Source organism: Streptomyces sp. NBC_01304, assembly GCF_035975855.1.
GTDB lineage: Bacteria > Actinomycetota > Actinomycetes > Streptomycetales > Streptomycetaceae > Streptomyces.
Window position 1 is genome coordinate 5,765,186 of sequence record NZ_CP109055.1, and the last position, 14,460, is coordinate 5,779,645.

Consider the following 14,460-nt stretch of genomic DNA (forward strand, 5'->3'; position numbering starts at 1 on the left):
GCGGCGTGTCTGGGCGGACTGCGGTGATTCGGCCCGTTCACTCACCCTATGTACAGCAAAAGGCCGATCATTGGACTCGCCCTGACCCTGCTCGCCCTGGTGAGCTTCGCCGCGCCCTCGATCGCGCAGCCGGCCGACGCGGACACCCGGTCCGCCGGTGCGGACGCCCGTCCCGCCGAGCGCCCGCGGGCCGCGGCGGAGACCTTCCACGGCTGGGCCTTCGACACCTGTCTGGCCCCGCCGCTCGCCACCATGTCGGCCTGGCGCGCGAGCAAGTACCGCGCCGTCGGCGTCTATTACGCGGGCCGCGGCCGGCACTGCAAGAACCAGCCCCAGCTCAACGCGGACTGGATGCGCTCGGTGAAACAGATGGGCTGGCGGGTGCTGCCCACCTACGTCGGCTCGCAGCCGCCCTGCGTCACGGCCAAGCACAAGAAGACCGTGCGCATCGGCCGCAACCCCTGGTGGCAGGGCACCCGTGAGGGGCGGGACGCGGTGCTGCAGGCCAAGAAGCTCGCGATCCAGCCCGGCAGCCCGCTCTACCTGGACATGGAGGCGTACCGGCTGACGAAGCGGTCCTGCCGCATGACGACCCTGTGGTTCGTGCGCGCCTGGAATCGGGAAGTGCGCAGGCACGGCTACATTCCCGGCTTCTACAGCAGCGCCAACTCCGGGATCCGGCACATGGAAATGGCCCGCCGGGCCGGTTTCGGCGACCTGCCCTCGGTCATCTGGTTCGCCCGCTGGCGCACCAAGCCCAACCTGAACACCGAGCCCATGCTGCACCGCGCCGCCTGGCAGCCGGAGCGCCGGATCCACCAGTTCATGGGCAATGTCCGCGAGACGCACGGCGGCCGCGCCCTGGTGATCGACCAGAATCTGATGCACGCCCCGGTGGCTCGTATCAGGTAATCCCCCGAGGGGTTGCGCCCCGCCTCCTCCACCCTCAGGAGGTGGGGCCAGCACCACTCCTACAACCTGAGGGGGACTCCGGTTCGGTCCCTGGGGGCGATCCGCGAAGGTGGGGCCGCTTCTAGCGTTGAGCCATGACCGGATTCAATGGGGCCGTCTGCACCACTGCGTCGACGGCGGCCACGGGGGCCGCCCCCTCCACGAACCTCGCGAAGCCCGCGAACTTCACCAAGTCCACGGGCCACGCGAAGTTCCCTTCGTTCTCCTCCTACGTCCAGGCACGCCAACCCGTGCTGCTGCGCACCGCACGCTCGCTGACCGCGAACCAGTGCGACGCCGAGGACCTGCTGCAGACCGCGCTCACCAAGACGTACGTCGCCTGGGAGCGCATCGAGGACCACCGGGCGCTCGACGGCTACGTACGCCGCGCCCTCCTGAACACCCGCACCTCACAGTGGCGCAAGCGCAAGGTCGACGAGTTCGCCTGCGACGAGCTGCCCGAGCCCGACCCGGTGCCGGTCGCCGACCCCGCCGAGCAGCAGGTGCTGCACGACGCGATGTGGCGAGCGATCATGAAGCTGCCCGCCCGGCAGCGCGCCATGGTGGTCCTGCGCTACTACGAGGACCTGAGCGAGGCGCAGACCGCCGAGGTGCTCGGGGTGTCCATCGGTACGGTCAAGAGCGCGGTGTCCCGGGCGCTCGGCAAGCTCCGCGAGGACCCGGAGCTGACTCCCGTGCGCTGACCCGTGCGCTGACTCTGTTCGGCGGCGTCTTTGTGATCGGAGTCTTTTGTGGCGGCTCACAGGGCCGTTGCATGAGGCCAAGCAGGGTTTGTGGCCCCGGCCTAGTGACATACCACCTGGTATGCGGTGAGAATCGGCGCACCCTTACTGCTCCGTAGCGCCCACCGGGAGGACGCCGTGCTGAGCACGATGCAGGACGTACCGCTGACCGTGACCCGCCTGCTCAGGCACGGGTCCACCATCCACGGCACGTCGCAGGTCACGACGTGGACCGGAGAGGGCGAGCCGCACCGCCGCAGCTACGCCGAGATCGGCGGCCGCGCGGCCCAGCTCGCCCACGCCCTGCGCGAGGACCTCGGCGTCGTCGGCGACCAGCGGGTCGCCACCCTGATGTGGAACAACGCCGAGCACGTGGAGGCGTACTTCGGGATCCCCGCCATGGGGGCCGTGCTGCACACCCTCAACCTCCGCCTGCCCCCGGAGCAGTTGGCGTGGATCGTCAACCACGCCGCCGACCGCGTGGTCATCGCCAACGGCTCGCTCCTGCCGCTGCTCGCGCCGCTCCTGCCGCACCTCGCGCCGGTCGAGCATGTCGTGGTCAGCGGGCCCGGCGACCGTTCGCTGCTCGACGGGGCGAACGTACAGGTGCACGAGTACGAGGAGCTGATCGCCGGAAAGCCGACGGCGTACGACTGGCCCGAGATCGACGAACGCCAGGCCGCCGCCATGTGCTACACCTCCGGCACCACCGGCGACCCCAAGGGCGTCGTCTACTCGCACCGCTCCATCTATCTGCACTGCATGCAGGTCAACATGACCCAGTCGATGGGCCTGACCGACGGCGACACCAGCCTGGTCGTCGTCCCGCAGTTCCATGTGAACGCCTGGGGACTCCCCCACGCCGCCTTCATGACCGGCGTCAACATGCTGATGCCGGACCGGTTCCTGCAGCCCGCGCCGCTCGCCGAGATGATCGAGTCCGAGCGCCCCACGCACGCCGCCGCCGTGCCCACCATCTGGCAGGGCCTGCTCGGCGAACTGCGGGCCAAGCCCCGCGACATCAGCTGCATGAAGCAGGTGACCATCGGCGGCTCGGCCTGTCCGCCCGCCCTCATGGCGGCCTTCGACGAGCTGGGCGCCACGGTCTGCCACGCCTGGGGCATGACGGAGACGTCACCGCTCGGCACGGTCGCCCGGCCGCCGGCCCATGTCGTCGGCACGGACGAGGAGATGGCGTACCGCCTCACCCAGGGCCGCTTCCCGGCCGGCGTCGAGGCCCGCCTGGTCGGCCCCGGCGGCGAGCACCTGGCCTGGGACGGCGAGTCGGCCGGCGAGCTGGAGGTTCGCGGCCCCTGGATCGCGGGCTCCTACTACGGCGGCGCGGGCGGTGAGGACTTCAAGCCCGAGGACAAGTTCAGCGAGGACGGCTGGCTCAAGACCGGCGACGTGGGCACGATCAGCGCCGACGGCTTCCTCACCCTCACCGACCGCGCCAAGGACGTCATCAAGTCCGGCGGCGAGTGGATCTCCTCGGTCGAGCTGGAGAACGCGCTGATGGCGCACCCCGAGGTCGCCGAGGCCGCGGTCGTCGCCGTCCCCGACAAGAAGTGGGGCGAACGCCCGCTCGCCACGGTCGTCCTGAAGGAGGGCGCGAGCGCGGACTACGAGACGCTCAAGGCCTTCCTCGCCGAGAAGATCGCCAAGTGGCAGCTGCCCGAGCGCTGGGCGATCATCCCCGCCGTCCCGAAGACCAGCGTCGGCAAGTTCGACAAGAAGGTCATTCGCAAGCAGTACGCGGACGGGGAGTTGGACGTCACGGAGCTCTGAGCCCGAGGGTGGCTGGGGCCCGGTGCAGCAGCCGGGCCTGAGAGCCTGTCTTTGAACCCCCGCCTGCGCCCCGACGCCCGGCACGCACGCTCGCCGCACGGTGTGGCAGGTCATGTGGCTCCGCCACATGACCTGCCACACCGCACGCCGATCGCACGCACCGAACGCCGCTGCGCCCGCGCTCCGCGCGGACGACGGGGGTTCAAAGACAGGCTCTCAGCTCTTCCCGTACAGCCAGCCCCGCAGCAGCTTGGTCACGGCCGGGATGGCCACGTACGTCATCAGCACGCTGAAGAGCACCGTGATGGGCGCCGTACGCAGCACCAGCGGCAGCCCTGTCAGATGCGGTGCGATCACCGCGTTCCCGAACAGTGAGATCGGGAAGATCGCGATGCCCGAGCTGATGCACATCTTCCAGCGCGGGGGCGCGGGCCGTGTCGTGCCCGGCTTGGCGAACCACGTCTCCATGCCGGTCAGCTCACGCCGGGCTATCTCCGTGTGCTGATGGCCCTCGCAGCGGTCGAACCACGACGCGCGCTCCGCCGACTCCTGCCAGCGCTGACACGCGGCCGCATTGCGGAAGCGGTGCACCAGAAACCACGGAGCCCCCTCGGACGACGGCCGGAACAGGCCGTACCCCAGGTGGTCGGGGAACGTCGCCGCGGTGTTGAGGATGCCGTACGCCCAGTTCTCGAAGGCCTTCTCGTACCCCGGCTCCACCTGCCGCGCGATCAGCAGGGTCACCTCGCCGTTGTCGGCCGGGACCGTCACCTGCTCAGGGTTCTGGGCGGCGTTCGGTCGCGACAAGGCCTTCAAGGCTTCTCCTAGATCACAGCAGGGGTGGGATTCGGGCGTACGTCCCGTCCGTACGGGCGTACGTCGGCGGGGGCGACGTTTCACGTGGAACATCGCCCCAACCCGCGTACAACAAAAGCTAGTTCGTGCCGATCTTGGCCAGCAGGTCCACGATGCGGGACTGCACCTCGGGACTGGTGGAGCGCTCCGCGAGGAAGAGCACCGTCTCGCCGGAGGCCAGCTTCGGCAGCTCCGACTGGTCGACGGCGGCGGTGTAGACGACCAGCGGGGTGCGGTTCAGCTGGCCGTTGGCACGCAGCCAGTCGACGATTCCGGCGCGGCGGCGACGTACCTGCAGCAGATCCATCACCACGAGGTTCGGCCGCATCTGGGTCGCGAGCGTCACCGCGTCCGTGTCCGCCCCGGCCCGCGCGACCTGCATGCCGCGCCGCTCCAGGGTCGCGGTCAGCGCCTGCGCGATCTCCTCGTGCTCCTCGATGAGCAGGACCCGCGGCGGGTGCTGCTCGCTGTCGCGCGGGGCAAGTGCCTTGAGGAGTACGGCGGGATCGGCGCCGTACGCCGCCTCGCGCGTCGCCTGCCCGAGCCCCGCGGTCACCAGGACCGGGACCTCGGCGGCGACCGCGGCCTGACGCAGCGACTGCAGGGCCGTGCGCGTGATCGGGCCGGTCAGCGGGTCCACGAAGAGCGCGGCGGGGAACGCGGCGATCTGCGCGTCGACCTCGTCCCGCGAGTGCACGATCACCGGGCGGTAGCCGCGATCGCTGAGCGCCTGCTGGGTGGAGATGTCGGGCGCGGGCCAGACCAGGAGGCGGCGCGGGTTGTCCAGCGGCTCGGGCGGCAGCTCGTCGTCCATCGGGCGCGGCTGGGGCCGATTGGCCACCTCGACCGCGCCGTTCGGGCCGTCCAGCGGTTCGGGGCCCTCGGCTCCCTCGTCCGGGGCGCCGATCGCGTAGGAGCGGCCCTCGGTGCGGTGCGGGGAGTCAGGGCGCGGCTGGGGCTGAGGAAGCGGCTGGGACTGGGGTTGCGGCTGCGGCGGGGCGGCCGGAGCCTCGGTGGCGTCGGCCGAGGGAGCCTCGGGCCGCGTGGGCCGGCCGGGCTGTGCGGTCTCGGCGTCATCGGCACCGGGGCGCGTGCCCAGCTTGCGGCGACGGCCCGAACCGCCGCTCGTGCCGGGCCCGGTGGGGATCCCGGCGCCTGACGTCGAGTGGCCAGCGGCGCGCTCCTGCAGCGGGAGCGGGCCCGGCTGCCGGCGCTGCTGGTCCGCGATGTGCTGGGCGAACGGGACGCCCTGGCCCAGGGTGCGCACGCTGATCGCCCGGCCCTGCGTGGAACTGCTGTCGCCGGTCGTCGAGGTGGTGGCCTCGGCGGGGAGCGGCTGGGCGAGACGGGCGCGGTCGGGGCGTGGGAGTTGGGGGGTGGACCCGGTCTGGGGATGCTCGCCCTGGGTGCTCCCGCTCTGCTCCGGAGCCGCAGCCGGGGCGGGCTCCTGCGGTGCCTGGCCCTGCGGTGCTTGATCCTGGGGTACCTGATCCTGGGGTGCCTGAGCCTGCGGTGCCTGCTCCTGAAGCCCGGCCAGATCGGTCGCCGGACGCGCCCTGCGTCGCCCGGTCGGGGCCTGCACAGGGTGCGGCTGAGGCGGAGTGTGATCGGCGGCCGGGTCCTGGAACGCGGCGTCGTGCCGGGTGGGCTCGGGGGCCTCGACTGGCTCGGCGAGTCGGGCGGCCTGCGCATGCGAAGCACCCGCGGCGTCCGGTGCGTCGGGTGCATCCGGGGCACGATCGGCCTCGGCAGGCGGCAGCGCGAAGGCGGTCCGCCCCTCGCGGGGCTCCTCCGCCGCGGCCCGCTCGGCCGCGACGGCCAGCGCGCGCCGGGCCCGCCGGCCCATGGGCTGCTGCTCGGCGGCGGCGCCCGAGGCCTCGGCACCGGAAGAGCCCGACCCCGCCGCGGGCAGCGCCATCGCGGCCCCGCCGTCATTGCGCCGCGCCCTGCGCCCGGCGGGCGCCGAACCGGCCTCGTCGACCGGCATCCCCTGGGGCGGCACGGTCTCGCCGAGCGCGCTGGACGCGCCGGTCCCCGCGGCATGCTCGGCCGCGGTCACCACCGAGCCCTGCGCCGGCTGATCTGCACCTTCCTGCCGTGCGGCGGTCTCCTGGCCGCTGGGCCTGCGGCGCCTGCGTCCGGTGCCGCCCGCCCCGCCCAGGGTGGCGCCGACGCCGTCCGTGTCGCCCGACTGCTGGGCGGGCACCTGTGGGGCGGCGGCCTCGACGGGCTCCTGCGCGGGTGCGCCCGCCCGCCGCCTGCGCCGACCGCGCGGCTCGGCGTCATCGGTCCCCGGGCCGGCCTGCGCGACCGGGGCCACGGCCGCGGACGAACCCGGGCCCGGCAACGTACCGGCCGTCGCATCGCCGGCCGCACCGGACGAGTCACCCGCGGACGGGCCCGTGGCAGCACCCGCGCCGACCTCGTTGTCCAGGAACGAATCCACCGACGACCGACGCGCCCGTCGCCGTCCGTTGCCCTGGGCCCCGCCCTGCTCCGGCACGGCCAGCTCGGCCCCGCCCGGAGCCGGTGCCGCGACCGCCCCGGCCCCGGCGCCGATCGGCACCTCCAGGACATAGGCGCTGCCGCCGATCCCCGGCACCTCATGCGTCTGCAGCACGCCACCGTGGGCGCGCACGATCCCGCGCACGATCGGCTCGTGCACCGGGTCCCCGCCCGCGTACGGCCCGCGCACCTCGATGCGTACGACGTCGCCGCGCTGGGCGGCGGCGACCACGATCGTCGAGTCGACGTAACCGCCGCCGGCCGGCACCCGTGCGTTGCCCGTCGCGTCGATCCCGGCGACATCCGCGATCAGGTGCGCAAGGGCGGTGGCCAGCCGGCCGGCATCCACCTCGGCCTCTATCGGCGGCGCGTGCACCGCGAACTGGGCGCGCCCCGGCCCGATCAGCTCGACCGCACCGTCGACACCGGCGGCCACGACACCGTCGAGCAGCACGGGCTGCTTCGCCAGCTGCAGCTCCCCGGTGTCGAGGAGCTGGAAGTTCAGCACGTTGTCGACGAGGGTCGTCATCCGGGCGTAGCCGGCGGCCAGGTGGTGCAGGACCTGGTTGGCCTCGGGCCACAGCTGGCCGGCCGGGTCGGCGGCGAGCGTGCCGAGCTCGCGGCGCAGCTCGTCGAGCGGGCCGCGCAGCGACTGGTCGAGCACGGCGAGCAGCTGGGCATGGCGCGATGCGAGGGCCTCGTGCCGGTCGGTCTCGCGCTCGGCGAGCGCGGCGTACCGCTCCTTCGCCTGCCCGATGTCCTCGGCGTACCGCTCCTCGGCGCGGGCGATCTCGGCCGCGTGCCGCTCCCGCAGCTGCTCGAGCTCGGTGGCGTGCTCCTCGACGAGGGCGTCATAGGCCCGCCGGTCGGTGAACGCGAGGACCGCGCCGACCAGCTGGTCCCCGTCCCGGACCGGCGCCGTGGTCAGGTCGACCTGCACCTGGCTGCCGTTCTTCGCCCACAGGACCTGCCCGCGCACCCGGTGCTTGCGCCCCGAGCGCAGGGTGTCGGCGAGCGCGCTCTCCTCGTACGGGAAGGGCTCACCGTCCGACCGCGAGTGCTGCACCAGCGGGTGCAGCTCCTTGCCGCCGAGATCGCTCGCCCGGTAACCCAGTATCTGAGCGGCCGCCGGATTGACGAGGACGACCCGGCCCTCGGTGTCGGTGCCGACGACACCCTCCGCCGCCGCGCGCAGGATCATCTCGGTCTGCCGCTGCGAACGGGCCAGCTCGGCCTCGGTGTCCATGGTCCCGGTCAGATCGCGTACGACGAGCATCAGGAGCTCGTCGCCGGAGAAGCCCTGGCTCTCGTACGCGTCGCGGCCGTTCTCCAGGTTCGCGCTGGTGACCTCGACCGGGAATTCAGTGCCGTCCGTGCGCCGGGCCGTCATCCGCCGCGGCTTGGTACGCCCCAACTCGTCCATGGAGTCGGGCCGCCGCATCGAGCCGGGGATCAGCCGCGAGTCGAATTCGGGCAGCAGGTCGAGCAGCCCCCGCCCCACGAGCGCCGTGCCTGGTGCCTCGAAAGTCTCGAGCGCGATGGTGTTGGCGTTGACGACCGTCCCGTTCGCATTGACGAGCACCAGCGCGTCCGGAAGGGCATCAAGTATGGCTGCGAGGCGAGCAGCGCCTCGGGATGGCCTGCTGCTCACGACGACGGATCCTCCCTTTACCGCACCTTGCCCACCACCGAGGCCCTGTTACCCCTCGGCCCGTGGCGCGTCACGGAGGGAGTCTACGGGCACGGGTTGCGCTCGCGACGCCGGATGAGAGGGAGGTCGCACGGAGGAGGTGTGAGCGCCTCGCGCGTGCGCGGTCACAGATACGTTGCGCCGGGCGCAACCGCCCTCACCAGACGGGGTGCCCGCCCTGCCCCTGCCCGGCCTCGGGCAGCACGGGGACCAGTGTGTTCCACCGGCCGATCTCACATCCGTTGCTCCGGCCGTACGTCGCGTCGACGTGCTGTCCCTGCCAGCTGCCGGTGATGTGTGCGGTGCCGGGCCCGCCGTACTGCATCGTGCAGTACATGTCCGCGCCCATCGGCGCGAAGGGATCGGCCCCCTCGCCCGCCAGCTGCGCGAGCCGCTCGCAGGCCGCCGCCGGATCGGGGTGCGTCCCGCCGGCGCTCCCGTCGGTCCCGCATTCCAGCTCGTACGTTCCGTCGCCGAGGCCGCCCGTCTCCGCGGCGGTGACCGTGAGGTGGTCGGGCTGCTCCATCGGCCACAGGGGCAGCGGAGCGTCCATGGCCTGCGCGACCGTCGGCGAGACGGACAGCGCGGCGGCGGACGCGACGACGGTGACGGCAAGGCGGCGCAGCATGGCGACTCCAGCGGCTTCAGCGACTTCGGGTCGGACCTCGTGGCCCGATGGCCCCGCCGCCCGGCATGGCAGCGCGGCCCTACCGCCTCTAACGCCCCGCGCGCCCGGACGTTGCGCCTTCGCGCGCCCGCAGAAAGCTGCTTTGCTCTGGCCCCGGCCTGCCTAGTACCGTAGGGGTCGATTGGTGACAGCCCGCTGGGCTGTGTCATCATCTGCAACGCACCACGCGCTCGCGCAGGTGTGCTGGAGGCGTCGCCTAGTCCGGTCTATGGCGCCGCACTGCTAATGCGGTTTGGGACTTACATCCCATCGAGGGTTCAAATCCCTCCGCCTCCGCAGCAAGATCCGAAGCCCCGGTCCTGATGGACCGGGGCTTCGTCGTTCTTGGTGATCATGGCCGCCAGGGGGTGTTTTCGCAGCTCACAAGGGGTGCGGCAAACGGATTTCACATGGCGGCGGCAGTCATGTAATGTTCTTCCTGTCGCCGCGACCGGGACGAAAGAACCGAAGCGGGACAGCAAGACAAGCACTCGTAGCTTAACGGATAGAGCATCTGACTACGGATCAGAAGGTTGCAGGTTCGAATCCTGCCGAGTGCACATCGAAGAAAGGCCCCCGGAGATCATCCGGGGGCCTTTCGCGTTGCCCTGCTCCGGCTTACGCGGACTTGCCTGCGCGACCTCCCCTCACGCGACCTCGTAGACGTACGGCGTTGTCACCGTCAGCGCGGCGAAGCCCAGCCTCTCCAGGATCGGGCGGCTCTGGTCGGAGGCGTCGACCTGGAGGTAGCGGTAGCCCAGGTCGGCGGCCAGGGCGGCGCGGTGGGTGATCAGGGCGCGGTAGATGCCCTTGCCGCGCCAGGCCGGGGCGGTGCCGCCGCCCCACAGGCTCGCGAAGTCCGTGCCGGTGTGCAGGTCCATGCGGGCCGAGCAGACCGGCTTGTCGCCCGCCATGGCCAGGAGGAAGTGGACCGAACCGGGGTCCTCGGCGAGCTGGGCAAGCAGTTGCTCGCGCAGCCGGGCGCTGCTGGTGCCGAAGGCCTCCTCGTGGACGGCCGCCATCAGGTCGATGCCGGCCGGGTCGTCGACCTCGACGATGCGCACGCCGGGCGGGAGTTGGGGCGTGCCGGTCTGGGACGAGACGTCCGTGACCATCAGGGTCTCCGGGGGTTCGGGGACGAACCCGGCGGCCAGCAGGCGGTCGGGCAGGTCGGCCGGCCGGTCGTGGGCGTAGGTCTTCCACTCGAAGGTGCGGCCCAGGGACGTGAAGTGCGCCTGCTGTGCCGCGATCGCCGCGTCGGCGGTGGACTCGTCGAGGTCCGACCAGAGGATGCCGGTCCAGGCGCCGCCGTCTCCGTTGGCGCGCACGACATCGCCGGTGCGCTCGGCGCCCTGTGCATCGCGGCGGAGCTGGTCGTCGAAGAGGGAACGTACGGCTTGAAGATCCAGATCCATATGCATGTGCCGATTGGAGCACGGGCGTTGTCAGTGGTGTGGGCCACTCTGGGACTTATGACGTGGTGGTGCACAGGGTTGCGGTGGGGCGAAGGGCGGCCCGAGCTCGGCTGGTACGGGCAGGGGGCCGGGCGCGGGGAGCGGGCCAGTGGCCTGTCGTACGGGACTGAGCTGGCCTTTCGCGCCGAGGGGGAGCGGCGCTGTCTGGGCGTGTGGCGGGGCGGACGGCGTACGCCGTGTCCGACGGCGGCGGCCGTTCCCGCGCGCGGGACGCGGGCGCAGTGCGGCGAGTGTGCGCGGATCGACCGGCAGTACTCCGTGGCCGCCGACACGACGGGCGACGATCCGCGGCCGTACGCGGTGTATCTGGCGTGGTTCGGGCCGGGGTTGGTGAAGGTGGGGATCACGCGGGAGGAGCGGGGGCCGGCGCGGCTGTACGAGCAGGGGGCTGTCGCGTACGCGTGGCTGGGGCAGGGGCCGTTGATGGCGGCCCGGCGGGCCGAGGAGTTGCTGGGGGCCGTGCTGAAGGTGCCCGACCGGATTCCGTACGCCAGGAAGCGGCAGGTCAGGGCCGCGCTGCCGCCCCGCTCGGAGTGGGCCGACGAGCTGCGGGACTGCCATGCGCGGACGGCGGGGCTGGTGGGGTGGCCGGAGTCGTTGGAGCGCGTGGAGTTCCAAGTGGCCGACCATGCGGCCGAGTTCGGGCTCGGCGCGCTGCGGGGTACGACCGGTGGGGTGCGGGAGCTGGTGGCCGGCGGGGTGGTCGCGGGGCGGCTGCTCGCGGCCGCCGGGCCGGATCTGCATCTGGCGCCGGTAGGGGGCGGGGAGTTGGTGGTCGACACGCGGCTGATGAGCGGCTGGGAGTTGAGCGCGGCGCAGCCGGGGGCGGGGGTGAGTGTGCCGGTGGTGGATCTGAGTGCGGTGCAGGGCGGGTTGTTCTGAGCCCGTTCTGAGCCCACCGCGGCCCCGGACGCGGACTCGTACCCGGCCTCGCTGACCGAATGGTCAAGTCTTGGATCCCTTTGGCCAAGGGATCTGGACAGGTGAACGGGCCGCCACGGAGGGTGGGGGACATGGAGATCAAGCCTGTGGCGGCCTTCGAACCGCCCTACTACACCGTTGTTTTCACGTCCGTGAAGAATGCCCGGGCCTACGAGGGCGGGGGCTACGGCGACGCGTCCGTACTCATGAACAAGCTGGTCAAGGACGTGCCCGGCTACCTCGGACACGAGAACGCCACGACGCCGGGCGGGATCAGCATCACCGTCGGCTACTTCAAGGACGAGGAGGCCATCCGGCACTGGCGGCAGAACATGGAGCACCAGCGCGTCCAGAAGAAGGGCCGCGCCGAGTGGTACGAGAGCTACTCGTGCCACATAGGCAAGGTGGAGCGGAGCTATGGCTTCGAGCGGCCCGGCGACGCCGCCTGACGTTTCTCCCCGCCTGACGTTTCCCGGGGAATTCGTTTCTCAGGGAATTCACAGATTCGGGCAAGCTCGCTCTCACGGTTCCGCCCGAGGGTGAGGCGTATGACTACGACTGAACCGCTGCTGAGGCCCGACGGCTCCCCCGTCCGCGTGCTCGTCGTGGACGACGAGGCAGCCCTCGCCGAGCTCCTGTCCATGGCCCTGCGCTACGAGGGCTGGGAGGTGCGGTCCGCGCCGGACGGTGCGGCCGGGGTGCGGGAGGCGCGGGCCTTCAGGCCGGATGCCGTACTCCTCGACGTGATGCTGCCCGACATGCACGGCCTGACCGTGCTCACCAAGATCCGCCGGGAGCTGCCCGAGGTGCCGGTTCTCTTCCTCACGGCCAAGGACGCCGTGGAGGACCGGATCGCCGGGCTCACCGCGGGCGGCGACGACTACGTGACGAAGCCGTTCAGCCTGGAGGAGGTCGTGGCCCGGCTGCGCGGCCTGATCCGACGGTCCGGGGCCGCGGCCAAGCGGAGCGAATCCATCCTGGTGGTCGGGGACCTGACCCTCGACGAGGACAGCCACGAGGTGACGCGGGGCGGGCGCTCCATCCACCTGACCGCGACCGAGTTCGAGCTCCTGCGCTACCTCATGCGCAATCCGCGCCGGGTGCTCAGCAAGGCGCAGATCCTCGACCGGGTGTGGAGCTATGACTTCGGCGGCAAGGCCAATGTGGTCGAGCTGTACATCTCGTATCTGCGGCGGAAGATCGATGCCGGGCGGGAGCCGATGATCCATACGCGGCGGGGTGCGGGGTATTTGATCAGGTCCGCGGAGCCGGCTTCGGAGCCGGTTGCGGTATGAGCGCACGCGCGACCCGACGGCCGGGTCTGCGGCGGCCGCGGTCGCTGCGGACCCGGCTTGTCGTCTGTGCCGTCACGCTGATCGCCGTCGTCTGTGCGGTGATCGGTGCGGTTACGGCGGTCGCGCTGCGGTCGTATTTGTACGGGCAGTTGGACGCCGGGCTGTCCGAAGTGGTCCATAGGGTGTCCGACCCGAAACCGAAGCCGACCCCGCCCGGCGAGCAGTCGGAGGGCCGCGACCCCTTGCGTTTCATAGCCTTGGGGCAGGAGCTCGGCACGGTGGGCGCCACCGTGGCGGACGGCAAGGTGAGCCGGGCCGAGGTCAGCGAGGAGCGCGCCGATGACGGGTCGCGGCTCAAGATGACGCCACTCGACGACGCCCAGCGGGCCGCCCTCAACTCCGTTGCCCAGGACGGTGATGCGCACAGCGTCGAGCTCCCCGGCCTCGGTCAGTACCGAGTGATGTACACCCCGGGCGGCGCCGACGGCCAGCTGCTCGTGGGCCTGCCCACGAAGGCCGCCGACGATACGGTCAACACCCTGATCGTGGTCGAGCTGTGCGTCGCAGGCGCCGGACTCGTCGCCGCCGGGATCGCAGGCATCGTCATGGTCGGCGTAGCCCTCCACCCCCTTCGCCGAGTCGCCGCCACCGCCACCCGAGTCTCCGAACTCCCCCTCCACAGCGGCGAACCCGCCCTCCACGAACGCGTTCCCGACGCCGACCCGCGCACCGAGGTCGGCCAGGTCGGTGCCGCGCTCAACCGCATGCTCGACCACGTCCACTCCGCGCTCAGCGCCCGCCAGGAGAGCGAGACGCGCGTCCGGCAGTTCGTCGCCGACGCCAGCCACGAGCTGCGCACCCCCCTCGCCTCGATCCGCGGCTACGCCGAACTCACCCGGCGCGGGCGCGAAGAGGTCGGCCCCATGACCCAGCACGCGCTGGGCCGCATCGAGTCCGAGGCCGACCGGATGACCGGCCTGGTCGAGGACCTGCTGTTGCTCGCACGGCTCGACGCCGGACGCCCGCTCTCGTACGAGAGCACCGATCTCGCCCCGCTCCTCGTCGACGTGGTCAGCGACGCACGGGCCGCGGGCCCCGACCACCGCTGGCACCTCGAACTGCCCGCGGAAGCTGGTGAGTTCACCGAGGTGCACGGCGACGCGGCCCGGCTGCACCAGGTGCTGGCCAACCTCCTCGCCAACGCCCGCACCCACACCCCGCCCGGCACGACGGTCACCGCCCGGGTGCGGCGCGACGGCGGCAACGTACTCCTGGAAATCGAGGACAACGGGCCGGGCATTCCGGCCGAGCTGCAGCCGTACGTCTTCGAACGCTTCGCGCGCGGTGACGCGTCGCGGTCAAGAGCAGCCGGTTCCACGGGGCTCGGGCTCGCGATCGTGCAGGCAGTGGTGACCGCCCACGGCGGTGGCGTCGGCCTGCACAGCGTCCCTGGCCGTACGGTCTTCACCGTCGCCCTGCCATCGTCCGCTCCGGCGCGGCAATCGACTCAGCAACCGGAGCGGCACTCACAGGACGGCCACAGGCTCACCACACGGGTGTGACAGGGCAC

The 14,460-nt window shown here is 71.9% G+C and carries 11 protein-coding genes and 2 tRNA genes; 9 read left to right on the top strand and 4 right to left on the bottom strand.

Translation table 11 applies throughout. The features are described 5' to 3' along the window. Nucleotides 1-48 precede the first annotated feature (48 nt). The 3 genes from OG430_RS25575 to OG430_RS25585 all read left to right on the top strand — a co-directional run bounded on the left by OG430_RS25575 (nucleotide 49) and on the right by OG430_RS25585 (nucleotide 3,482). Nucleotides 49-912 carry a DUF1906 domain-containing protein gene (locus OG430_RS25575; RefSeq protein ID WP_327354936.1) on the top strand — a complete coding sequence of 288 codons (864 nt, stop codon included), beginning with the start codon at nucleotides 49-51 and terminating at the stop codon, nucleotides 910-912. A 134-nt stretch (nucleotides 913-1,046) separates the two neighbouring features. Further along, nucleotides 1,047-1,655, top strand: coding sequence for a SigE family RNA polymerase sigma factor (locus OG430_RS25580; RefSeq protein WP_327354937.1), 609 nt, complete (start codon nucleotides 1,047-1,049; stop codon nucleotides 1,653-1,655). Nucleotides 1,656-1,832: 177 nt separating this feature from the next. Continuing rightward, a complete protein-coding gene (locus tag OG430_RS25585; RefSeq protein ID WP_327354938.1) occupies nucleotides 1,833-3,482 on the top strand; it encodes a long-chain fatty acid--CoA ligase in 1,650 nt (549 codons plus the stop codon). 216 nt (nucleotides 3,483-3,698) lie between these two features. On the opposite strand, the gene OG430_RS25590 is transcribed toward OG430_RS25585, so the two are convergent. The 3 genes from OG430_RS25590 to OG430_RS25600 all read right to left on the bottom strand — a co-directional run bounded on the left by OG430_RS25590 (nucleotide 3,699) and on the right by OG430_RS25600 (nucleotide 9,160). Beyond that, nucleotides 3,699-4,289: an antibiotic biosynthesis monooxygenase gene (locus tag OG430_RS25590; protein WP_327354939.1), complete on the bottom strand. Its 591-nt coding sequence runs from the start codon at nucleotides 4,287-4,289 to the stop codon at nucleotides 3,699-3,701. Nucleotides 4,290-4,416: 127 nt separating this feature from the next. Beyond that, the gene (locus OG430_RS25595; RefSeq protein WP_327354940.1) at nucleotides 4,417-8,493 is read right to left on the bottom strand and encodes a PAS domain-containing protein; all 4,077 of its coding nucleotides are present in this window, start codon (nucleotides 8,491-8,493) and stop codon (nucleotides 4,417-4,419) included. A gap of 196 nt (nucleotides 8,494-8,689) precedes the next feature. Continuing rightward, entirely contained in the window at nucleotides 8,690-9,160 is a 471-nt protein-coding gene (locus OG430_RS25600) for an SSI family serine proteinase inhibitor (protein ID WP_327354941.1), read from the bottom strand. Between the two features lie 245 nt (nucleotides 9,161-9,405). Here OG430_RS25600 and OG430_RS25605 point away from each other — a divergent pair. Beyond that, nucleotides 9,406-9,496: transfer RNA gene (locus OG430_RS25605), tRNA-Ser, on the top strand. Nucleotides 9,497-9,686: 190 nt separating this feature from the next. Next, nucleotides 9,687-9,759, top strand: a tRNA-Arg gene (locus OG430_RS25610). A gap of 87 nt (nucleotides 9,760-9,846) precedes the next feature. Here the strand turns inward: OG430_RS25610 and OG430_RS25615 are convergent. Then, nucleotides 9,847-10,608, bottom strand: coding sequence for a GNAT family N-acetyltransferase (locus tag OG430_RS25615; RefSeq protein ID WP_327359222.1), 762 nt, complete (start codon nucleotides 10,606-10,608; stop codon nucleotides 9,847-9,849). 63 nt (nucleotides 10,609-10,671) lie between these two features. Between OG430_RS25615 and OG430_RS25620 the strand changes: the two genes are divergently transcribed. From OG430_RS25620 to OG430_RS25635, 4 genes are all read left to right on the top strand, one after another. Next, nucleotides 10,672-11,556, top strand: coding sequence for a DUF2797 domain-containing protein (locus OG430_RS25620; RefSeq protein WP_327354942.1), 885 nt, complete (start codon nucleotides 10,672-10,674; stop codon nucleotides 11,554-11,556). Between the two features lie 131 nt (nucleotides 11,557-11,687). Then, nucleotides 11,688-12,044, top strand: a complete 357-nt coding sequence (locus OG430_RS25625) for an antibiotic biosynthesis monooxygenase family protein (protein ID WP_327354943.1) — start codon at nucleotides 11,688-11,690, stop codon at nucleotides 12,042-12,044. Between the two features lie 99 nt (nucleotides 12,045-12,143). Further along, nucleotides 12,144-12,890: a response regulator transcription factor gene (locus tag OG430_RS25630; protein ID WP_327354944.1), complete on the top strand. Its 747-nt coding sequence runs from the start codon at nucleotides 12,144-12,146 to the stop codon at nucleotides 12,888-12,890. Further along, nucleotides 12,887-14,452, top strand: coding sequence for a sensor histidine kinase (locus OG430_RS25635; protein ID WP_327354945.1), 1,566 nt, complete (start codon nucleotides 12,887-12,889; stop codon nucleotides 14,450-14,452). The genes OG430_RS25630 and OG430_RS25635 overlap by 4 nt, the downstream gene beginning before the upstream one ends. Nucleotides 14,453-14,460: the final 8 nt, after the last annotated feature.

What these genes read in the sequence shown, in the direction of transcription:
- OG430_RS25635 (WP_327354945.1), top strand. Translation starts at nt 12,887, where the DNA reads ATGAGCGCACGCGCGACCCGACGGCCGGGTCTGCGGCGGCCGCGGTCG.
- OG430_RS25620 (WP_327354942.1), top strand. Translation starts at nt 10,672, where the DNA reads ATGACGTGGTGGTGCACAGGGTTGCGGTGGGGCGAAGGGCGGCCCGAG.
- OG430_RS25580 (WP_327354937.1), top strand. Translation starts at nt 1,047, where the DNA reads ATGACCGGATTCAATGGGGCCGTCTGCACCACTGCGTCGACGGCGGCC.
- OG430_RS25600 (WP_327354941.1), bottom strand. Translation starts at nt 9,160, where the DNA reads ATGCTGCGCCGCCTTGCCGTCACCGTCGTCGCGTCCGCCGCCGCGCTG.
- OG430_RS25630 (WP_327354944.1), top strand. Translation starts at nt 12,144, where the DNA reads ATGACTACGACTGAACCGCTGCTGAGGCCCGACGGCTCCCCCGTCCGC.
- OG430_RS25575 (WP_327354936.1), top strand. Translation starts at nt 49, where the DNA reads ATGTACAGCAAAAGGCCGATCATTGGACTCGCCCTGACCCTGCTCGCC.
- OG430_RS25625 (WP_327354943.1), top strand. Translation starts at nt 11,688, where the DNA reads ATGGAGATCAAGCCTGTGGCGGCCTTCGAACCGCCCTACTACACCGTT.